The sequence below is a fragment of the Agrococcus citreus genome, from assembly GCF_039527715.1.
In the GTDB taxonomy this organism is placed as follows: Bacteria; Actinomycetota; Actinomycetes; order Actinomycetales; family Microbacteriaceae; genus Agrococcus; species Agrococcus citreus.
Genome location: NZ_BAAAKK010000005.1, coordinates 619463 through 627486, shown reverse-complemented (window position 1 = coordinate 627486; position 8024 = coordinate 619463). Strand labels below are relative to the sequence as shown.

Here is an 8024-nt window from a genome sequence, read left to right as displayed (position 1 = left end):
CCGCCGGCAGCGCGGCGGCCAGCTCGGCGGTCACCGCGCCGAGCTCGCCGCGCTGCCGGTGGGGACCGACCCTCCTACTGCACGGTGAGCGCACGCTGGACCATGCCGGTGAGCATCGCGCGCACCTCGTCGGAGCGCAGGATCACCACCAGCAGCCCAGCGAACCCCACCGCCGCCATCGTCGCGATGACGTACTCGGCCGTCGCCGCGCCGTCCTCCTCCTGCACGAGCCTCTCGAGCATCCGCATGCTCGCCTCCTTCCCTCAGGAGCGCCAGCATGCGGGAGCGGGGAGCGCCGGCGTGCGACCGTCAGGACCGCCTGTGGAGAGCGAGCGCCCGGCGCATCAGCGGCGGCGGCGCTTCGGCTTGCGCGACTTCCGCGCGGGGTTCGCGGTGTCGGTCGCGACGATGGGGTGCGGGGCACCGCCGTTGGCGGCGAAGAGCGCCGCGATCCAGTTGACGACGCCGTTGAAGAGGTTCCGCATGCCATCGACGCTACGGGCAGCGTCTGGGCATCGGCCGACGCGATCTGCAGAGCGTCGAGCTGCTGCACGGATGTGCGACGCCGCAGCAGGACGTCGACACGGGCTACTCAAGCGGCGTGAGCGCGCCCGAGAGCATCGACATCACGAGCGGCACGATGACGAGCAGCGAGAACGCGGGCAGCACGCAGGCGCCGAGCGGCAGCGCGAGCTGCACCGCGGCGCGCTCGGCCCGCGCCTCGCCCTCGAGCCGCGCGCGCGTCCGCGCCGCCGCGGCCTCCGCGAGCAGGAGCCCTCGCACCGGCACGCCGGCCCGCCGGGCGAGGTCGAGCACCGGGTCGACGTCGTCCCACCCGCTCGCCGCGACGCCGGCATCGATGAGGGCCCCCGCCGCGGCCGTCTTCGCACGGTCGGCCGGACCGCCGCTCGCGAGCGCCACCGCGACGAGGTCGAGGGCGAGCCCCGGCGCCTCCTCGCCGCGGCCGGCGCGGCGCACGATCGCCCTCGACCACGCCCACGCGGCGACGAGCAGCGCGGCTCCAGCGAGCACCGACCAGGAGCCGAGCCCACCGCTGAGCGCGGCGCCGACCACGTCGAGGCCGAGCGCGGCGCCGAAGCCGAGCCCGACGAATGGCAGCACCATCACGAGGCGCGCCGTCGCGCGGGGGCCCGCGAGCGCCGCCTCGAGCGCCCGCCGCTGCGCCGCCCGCTCGCGCAGCAGCCCGGCGAGCCGCTCGAGCGTCGGCGCCGTCGGCGCGCCCGTCTGCCGAGCGACGGTCAGCACCGCACCGATCACCCCGCCACCCGCCTGCTCGTCGAGCGCCGACGCATCCGTGCCGAGCACCACCCCCGCGCGCTCGAGCGTCAGCCCGCCGGCGACGAGCGCCGCGAGCCGGTGCACGGTCGCCGCGGCCGCATCCTCTGCCGAGGGCGTCATCGCCGTCGCACCGCGAGCCGGTCGCCGGCCAGCTCGAGCTCGCCGAGCGCGGCCACCCGCCTGCCGTCGGCATCGCGCTCGACGTGCAGCACGGCGTCGATCGCGCTCACCGCCTGCCGAGCGAGCGCCGCGGGCGTCAGCCCTGCGAGCGCGCCGAGCGCCTCGAGCCGCGCCGGCACGTCGTCGAGCGAGTTCGCGTGCAGCGTGCCCGCACCGCCGTCGTGGCCTGTGTTGAGCGCGGCGAGCAGCTCGCGCACCTCCGCGCCCCGGCACTCGCCGAGCACCAGCCGGTCCGGGCGCATCCGCAGCGCCTCGCGCACGAGCTGCTCGAGCCCGATCGCACCGGCGCCCTCGGCGTTCGCCTGCCGCGCCTCGAGCGCGACGACGTGCGGATGGCGGATGCGCAGCTCGGCCACATCCTCGATCGTCACGATGCGCTCGGTGCGAGCCGCGTCGGAGAGCATCGCACCGAGCAGCGTCGTCTTGCCCGAACCGCCCGCGCCGGTCACGAGCACGTTCGCGCGTCGGGCCACGAGGCCGCGCACGAGCGCGAGCGGCACGACCGCGAAGGCGCCGCCCGCTGCGAGCTCGTCGAGCGAGAGCGCGCGCACGCGCGGCAGCCGGATCGACAGCTGCGTGCCCGCGACCGCGATGGGCTGCAGCACGACGTGCACGCGGATGCCGTCGTGCAGCCGCACGTCGACGCACGGGCTCGCCTCGTCGACGTGCCGCCCGCCGGCGGCGACGAGCGCGACCGCGAGCTCCCTCGCTCGCGCGGCGTCGAGCTCGAGCCCCGCGGGCTCCGCCCCTCCCCCACGGTCGACCCAGACCGCGCCGCCGGTGACGAACACATCCGTCACCGCCGCCTCGGCGACGAGCGGGGCGAGCTCGCCGAACTCGCGCAGCGCCGCGCCGTCCGCGGCGGTGCGCACCGGGCCCGGGGCAGCGGCGCGGGCAGCCCCCGCGACGAACGGGATCCCCGACCCCGGCGATCTGGACCGCTGCATGGCCGCACCGTAGGCCGAGCGCAGCCGGCGCCGCCGCGCCGGCGCGGTCGCCTGTGGACGGCGATCCGCCACGAGGAAGGCGGCGCCCACCTGGGGGGGAGGGGGCGCCGCCACAGGGAGGCGAATGGGGGATCCGCCGGTCACCTGCCCGCGTCGGCCAGGCCGACGCGCCCCATGCTAGGTGGTCGCGCATCCGCCGCCCGGGTGCAACACGACGCAACCTGCGCGAGCTCTCGACGGTCGACGCGCCCCGCGTCGATAGGCTCATCGCGACGACGACGTCTGGAGGAATGCCCGTGTCCGACCGCATCGACCACCTGCTGAACGAGACCCGCCGCTTCGCGCCTCCCGAGGAGCTGGCGCGCGCATCGGCGACCACCGCCGAGCTCTACGAGCGCGCTGGCGAGGACCGGCTGGGGTTCTGGGCCGAGCAGGCGCGCGAGCTCCAGTGGGAGACGCCGTTCACCGAGGTGCTCGACTGGCAGCCCCCGCACGCGAAGTGGTTCCACGACGGCACGCTCAACGTGGCGGTCAACTGCCTCGACCGGCACGTCGACGCGGGCAACGGCGACCGCGTGGCGCTCCACTGGGAGGGCGAGCCGGGCGACCGCCGCACCCTCACCTACGCCGACATGACCGCGGAGGTCAAGCGCCTCGCGAACGTGCTGACGTCGCTCGGCGTCAAGGCGGGCGACCGCGTCGCCATCTACCTGCCGATGCTGCCCGAGGCCGTCGCCGCGATGCTCGCGTGCGCGCGCATCGGCGCCGTCCACACCGCCGTCTTCGGCGGCTTCTCCCCCTCCAACCTGCGCGGCCGCATCGACGACGCGGGCGCGACGCTCGTCATCACGACCGACGGCGCGTGGCGCAAGGGCAAGGTCTTCGCCCTCAAGCCGACCGTCGACGAGGCGCTCCGCGAGCCCGGCCACGGCGTCACGAACGTGCTCGTCGTCAAGCGCGGCGAGAACGACATCGACTGGGTCGACGGGCGCGACGTCTGGTACCACGAGGCGATGGCCGACGCCGAGGCCGAGCACGTCGCGGAGGCCTTCCCCGCCGAGCACCCGCTCTTCATCCTCTACACGTCGGGCACGACCGGGCGCCCCAAGGGCATCCTGCACACGAGCGCCGGCTACTTGACGCAGACCGCATTCACGCACCGGCACGTGTTCGACCTGCAGCCCGAGCGCGACGTCTACTGGTGCACCGCCGACATCGGCTGGGTCACCGGGCACAGCTACATCGTCTACGGGCCGATGGCGAACGGCACGACGCAGGTGATGCACGAGGGCACCTTCGACACCCCGACGCCCCAGCGGCCGTGGCAGATCATCGAGCGCTACGGCGTGACCATCTTCTACACGGCGCCCACGGCCATCCGCACCTTCATGAAGCTCGGCCGCCAGCACACCCAGTCGAGCGACCTGTCGAGCCTGCGCGTGCTCGGCTCCGTCGGGGAGCCCATCAACCCCGAGGCGTGGATGTGGTACCGCGACGTCGTCGGCGGCGGCACCACCCCGGTCGTCGACACGTGGTGGCAGACCGAGACGGGCGCGATCATGATCTCGGCCCTCGCGTCGGTGACGACGCTCAAGCCGGGCAGCGCGCAGGTGCCGATCCCCGGCATCGAGATCGACGTCGTGGATGAGCAGGGCAGCTCGGTCGGCGAGGGCGACGGCGGGCTGCTCGTGGTCACGAGCCCGTGGCCGTCGATGCTGCGCACGATCTGGGGCGACGACGACCGCTACCGCGAGACGTACTGGGAGAAGTTCGGCGACCGCTACTTCGCCGGCGACGGTGCCCGCAAGGACGACGACGGCGAGATCTGGCTGCTCGGCCGCGTCGACGACGTCATGAACGTGTCGGGGCACCGGCTCTCGACCGCCGAGATCGAGTCGTCGCTCGTGGCGCACGAGTCGACCGCCGAGGCCGCCGTGGTCGGGGCGAGCGACGAGACGACGGGGCAGGCGGTGGTCGCGTTCGTCATCCTCAAGCAGCGGTTCGCCGACGAGCTGACCGTCGAGGAGTCGGAGGACGTGCTGCGCAAGCACGTCGCCGCCGAGATCGGCGCGATCGCCCGCCCCCGGCAGGTGTTCATCGTGCCCGACCTGCCGAAGACGCGCTCGGGCAAGATCATGCGGCGGTTGCTGCGCGACCTCGCGGAGCGCCGTGAGATCGGCGACACCACGACGCTCGCCGACCAGTCGGTGGTCGACGCGATCCAGTCGCAGCTGCGCTAGAGGGGACAGCTCGGCAGATGTTCCGCTGAGCAACCCTTCGGCTGCACATCGCAGCTCGCGCTCGGGTCAGGCGAACATCTGCCGAGCGCGCGGCTAGGCGAACTCGGCGATGACCTCGACCTCGACGGGGGCGCCGAGCGGCAGCTCCGCGACGCCGACGGCGCTGCGCGCGTGCTTGCCGGCGTCGCCGAAGATCTCGCCCAGGAGGTTGCTCGCGCCGTTGATGACGCCGGGCTGGCCGTGGAAGCCCTCGGCCGAGGCGACGAATCCGACCACCTTCACGATGCGCGTGATCCGGTCGAGCGAGCCGATCTCGGCGTCGATCGCCGCGAGCGCGTTGAGCGCGCACTGGCGGGCGTCGGCGGTCGCCTCATCGGCCGACACCTCGCTGCCGACCTTGCCCGTGCGCGGCAGCGCCCCGTCGACCATCGGCAGCTGCCCCGACGTGAAGACGAGCCGCCCGCTCGAGACGGCCGGCACGTACGAGGCGACCGGCGGCACGACCGCCGGCAGCTCGAAGCCGAGGTCGCGGATGCGCTGCGCGATGCTCATGCGGACGCCTCGACCGGCCGCTTCAGGAACGCGACGAGCCCGCCCTCGGGGCCGTTCGCGACGTGCACGAGCTCCCAGCCGTCGCCGCCCCACGTGTTGAGGATCGCCGTCTCGCGGTGGATGAGGAGTGGCGTCGTCGCGTACTCCCAGGTCGTCTTCGCCATCGGTGTCTGTCCTCTGTGCTCATAGGTGGGTGCCGTACCCTCGTATGCTATGGCCGCCACTAGACACAAGCCAGGAAGCCTGCTGGGCTCCCTCCTCGGGCTCATCGGGTTCAGCGCGATCGCGGGGATCCTCGTCTCCGCGACCCTGACGCCTGCCCTCGCCGTCGCATCCACGACGGCGAACAGCGGCCTCGACGTCTTCGAGAGCCTGCCCTCGTACGCGCAGATCACGCAGCAGGCCGAGCGCAACCGCATCTACGGGATGCGCGACGGCCAGCCCGTCGAGATCGCCTCGTTCTACGAGCAGGACCGCCAGGTGCTGCAGTGGCAGCAGGTACCCCGCACCGCGGTCGAAGCCCTCATCGCCGGCGAGGACCGCCGCTTCTACACCCACGGCGGCGTCGACGCCCCCTCGGTCGTCCGCGCCGGGCTCTCGCAGCTCGGCTTCGGCGGCGACTCCGGCGCCTCGACCCTCACGATGCAGCTCGTGCGCCAGCAGATCGCGATGGATGCGTTCATCCGCGGCGACGAGGAGACGTACCAGCAGCAGTACGAGGCGAGCTACCAGCGGAAGCTCGCCGAGATGCGGCTCGCGATCGGCCTCGAGCAGCGCTACACGAAGAACGAGATCGTGCTCGCGTACCTCAACATCGCGAACTTCGGCGGCAACGTCTACGGCATCCAGTCGGGCGCGCAGCGCGTGTTCGGCAAGCCCGCCTCGGAGCTCTCGATCGCCGAGTCGGCCGCGCTCATCGCGACGGTGCAGAACCCGTCGACGCGCAACCTGTTCTCAGCCGACAACTGGCCCCGCAACCAGGAGCGACGCGACTTCATCATCAACCAGATGGCGAACGAGGGCTACATCACCGCGGAGCAGCGCGACGAGGCGATCGCGATCCCGATCGACGAGAACTTCGTGAACATCCAGCCGTCGAACAACGGCTGCATCGCGGGCTACGACTCCGCTCGCTTCTTCTGCGACTACGTGCAGCGCGTGCTGCGGCAGGACCAGGTCGACGGCCACCACATCCTCGGTGCGACGGCGGAGGACAACTCCGCCGCCCTCTTCCAGGGCGGCTACCAGATCTACACGTCGATCGACCTGAGCCTCAACGACGCCGTGCAGGCGGCGCTCGACGAGCAGGTGCCGAACGACGAGACGCGCTGGCAGTCGGGCGCGGCCGTGACGCAGCTCGAGGTAGGGACCGGCCGCATCCTCACGATGGCGCAGAACAAGGACTACTCGCCCACCGAGGACGCGCCGCCGACCGCGACGAGCGTCAACTTCAACGCCGACTACGCGCACGGCAGGTCCGGCGGCTTCCAGCCCGGTTCAGGCTTCAAGATCTTCACGCTCGCGCAGTGGATCATCGACGGGCACTCGGTCAACGAGCAGCTCGACGCGACGCGCGAGAAGTGGCCCCGTGGCACGTTCGAAGCGAGCTGCACGGGCCTCGTCTCCGAGGAGTGGGACCCGCAGAACAACGAGGGCAACGAGTACGCCCGCATGACGCCCACCGAGATCATGGTGAACTCCGTGAACACGGGCATCGTGCGCATGGCGAGCGAGATGGACCTGTGCGACATCCACGACACCGCGGACCGCATGGGCGCCAACACCGCTGACGGCAGCGACTGGCAGATCTTCGCGCCGGCGGTGATCGGCTCGGGCTCGAACGTCACGCCGATGGGCATGGCGGAGGCCTTCGCGACGATCGCGAACGGCGGCATCCACTGCGAGCCCATCGCGATCGACCGCATCGTCGCCCGCGACGGCACCGAGGTGCAGCCGCCGTCGCAGCAGTGCCAGCAGGCGATCACGCCCGAGGTGGCGTCGGTCATGCAGCTCGTGCTCGAGACCGTCACGGAGCGCAACCCGCTCAACAACCCCGCAGGCACGACACCGGTGATCTCGAAGACGGGCACGACGAACGGCGTCGTGCAGACCTGGGTGAACGGTGCGAGCCCGACCGTGGCGACATCGGTGTGGGTGGGCAACATCGTGGGCAGCTACTCGCTGCAGTCGCGCTGGAACGTGCGCTCCACGATCTTCCGCGCCGCGATGAACGAGGCGATCGCCCGCTACCCCGGCGGTGAGTTCCTCACGCCCGACGCCGACACCGTGCGCGGCAGCGCGAGCGAGCTGCCGAACGTCGCCGGCCAGCCGGTCGCCGACGCACAGGCGGCGCTCGAGGCGCTCGGGTACACCGTCCAGGTCGCGAACCCGATCGACGGCCTGCAGGCGGAGGGGCTGGTCGAGTACACCGCCCCCGGCGCCGGCTCGCTCGTGACCACCGCGACGCCGATCATCCTCTACCCGTCGAACGGCCAGCTCGCCGCAGGCGGCGAGGAGACCGAGCCGCCCGCCGACCCGAACGCGCAGACGTGGCCCGACCTCGTGGCGCAATCGCTCCCCGACGCGCGGACGGCGCTCGAGGGCGCCGGCTTCGATCCGGCCGGGGTGCAGGTGACGTGGCAGGACCACGGCGAGGCGAACGTGTGCCTCGTGCTCGCGCAGAACCCTGCTCCGGGCACCGCGGGGGCGCCCGGCGACCCGATCTCCGTCGTCGTCGGCACGAACGCCAGCGGAGGCGATCCTGGCTGCTAGCCCCAGGGCGATCGGCGCGGTCGCCGGCGGCGTG

8 protein-coding genes are annotated in these 8024 nt (G+C 72.7%); 2 read left to right on the top strand and 6 right to left on the bottom strand.

The window, feature by feature from the left end; genetic code table 11:
* Positions 1-74 precede the first annotated feature (74 nt).
* The 4 genes from ABD106_RS11915 to ABD106_RS11900 all read right to left on the bottom strand — a co-directional run bounded on the left by ABD106_RS11915 (position 75) and on the right by ABD106_RS11900 (position 2426).
* Positions 75-248 carry a DUF4244 domain-containing protein gene (locus ABD106_RS11915; RefSeq protein WP_343920616.1) on the bottom strand — a complete coding sequence of 58 codons (174 nt, stop codon included), beginning with the start codon at positions 246-248 and terminating at the stop codon, positions 75-77.
* A 96-nt stretch (positions 249-344) separates the two neighbouring features.
* Positions 345-485, bottom strand: coding sequence for a hypothetical protein (locus ABD106_RS11910; RefSeq protein WP_343920614.1), 141 nt, complete (start codon positions 483-485; stop codon positions 345-347).
* 103 nt (positions 486-588) lie between these two features.
* Entirely contained in the window at positions 589-1419 is an 831-nt protein-coding gene (locus tag ABD106_RS11905) for a type II secretion system F family protein (protein WP_343920612.1), read from the bottom strand.
* Positions 1416-2426: a TadA family conjugal transfer-associated ATPase gene (locus tag ABD106_RS11900; RefSeq protein WP_343920610.1), complete on the bottom strand. Its 1011-nt coding sequence runs from the start codon at positions 2424-2426 to the stop codon at positions 1416-1418. The genes ABD106_RS11905 and ABD106_RS11900 overlap by 4 nt, the downstream gene beginning before the upstream one ends.
* Positions 2427-2722: 296 nt before the next feature.
* Here ABD106_RS11900 and acs point away from each other — a divergent pair, with 296 nt between their 5' ends.
* Entirely contained in the window at positions 2723-4666 is a 1944-nt protein-coding gene (gene acs / locus ABD106_RS11895; RefSeq protein WP_343920608.1) for an acetate--CoA ligase, read from the top strand.
* Between the two features lie 93 nt (positions 4667-4759).
* On the opposite strand, the gene ABD106_RS11890 is transcribed toward acs, so the two are convergent.
* Both ABD106_RS11890 and sp36 read right to left on the bottom strand, forming a co-directional pair.
* A complete protein-coding gene (locus ABD106_RS11890) occupies positions 4760-5218 on the bottom strand; it encodes a RidA family protein (protein ID WP_343920606.1) in 459 nt (152 codons plus the stop codon).
* Positions 5215-5382, bottom strand: coding sequence for a Sp36 family protein (sp36, locus tag ABD106_RS11885; RefSeq protein WP_343920604.1), 168 nt, complete (start codon positions 5380-5382; stop codon positions 5215-5217). The genes ABD106_RS11890 and sp36 overlap by 4 nt, the downstream gene beginning before the upstream one ends.
* A 49-nt stretch (positions 5383-5431) precedes the next feature.
* On the opposite strand from sp36, the gene ABD106_RS11880 reads away from it, so the two are divergent.
* Entirely contained in the window at positions 5432-7990 is a 2559-nt protein-coding gene (locus ABD106_RS11880; RefSeq protein ID WP_343920602.1) for a transglycosylase domain-containing protein, read from the top strand.
* The last annotated feature ends 34 nt before the right edge of the window (positions 7991-8024 follow it).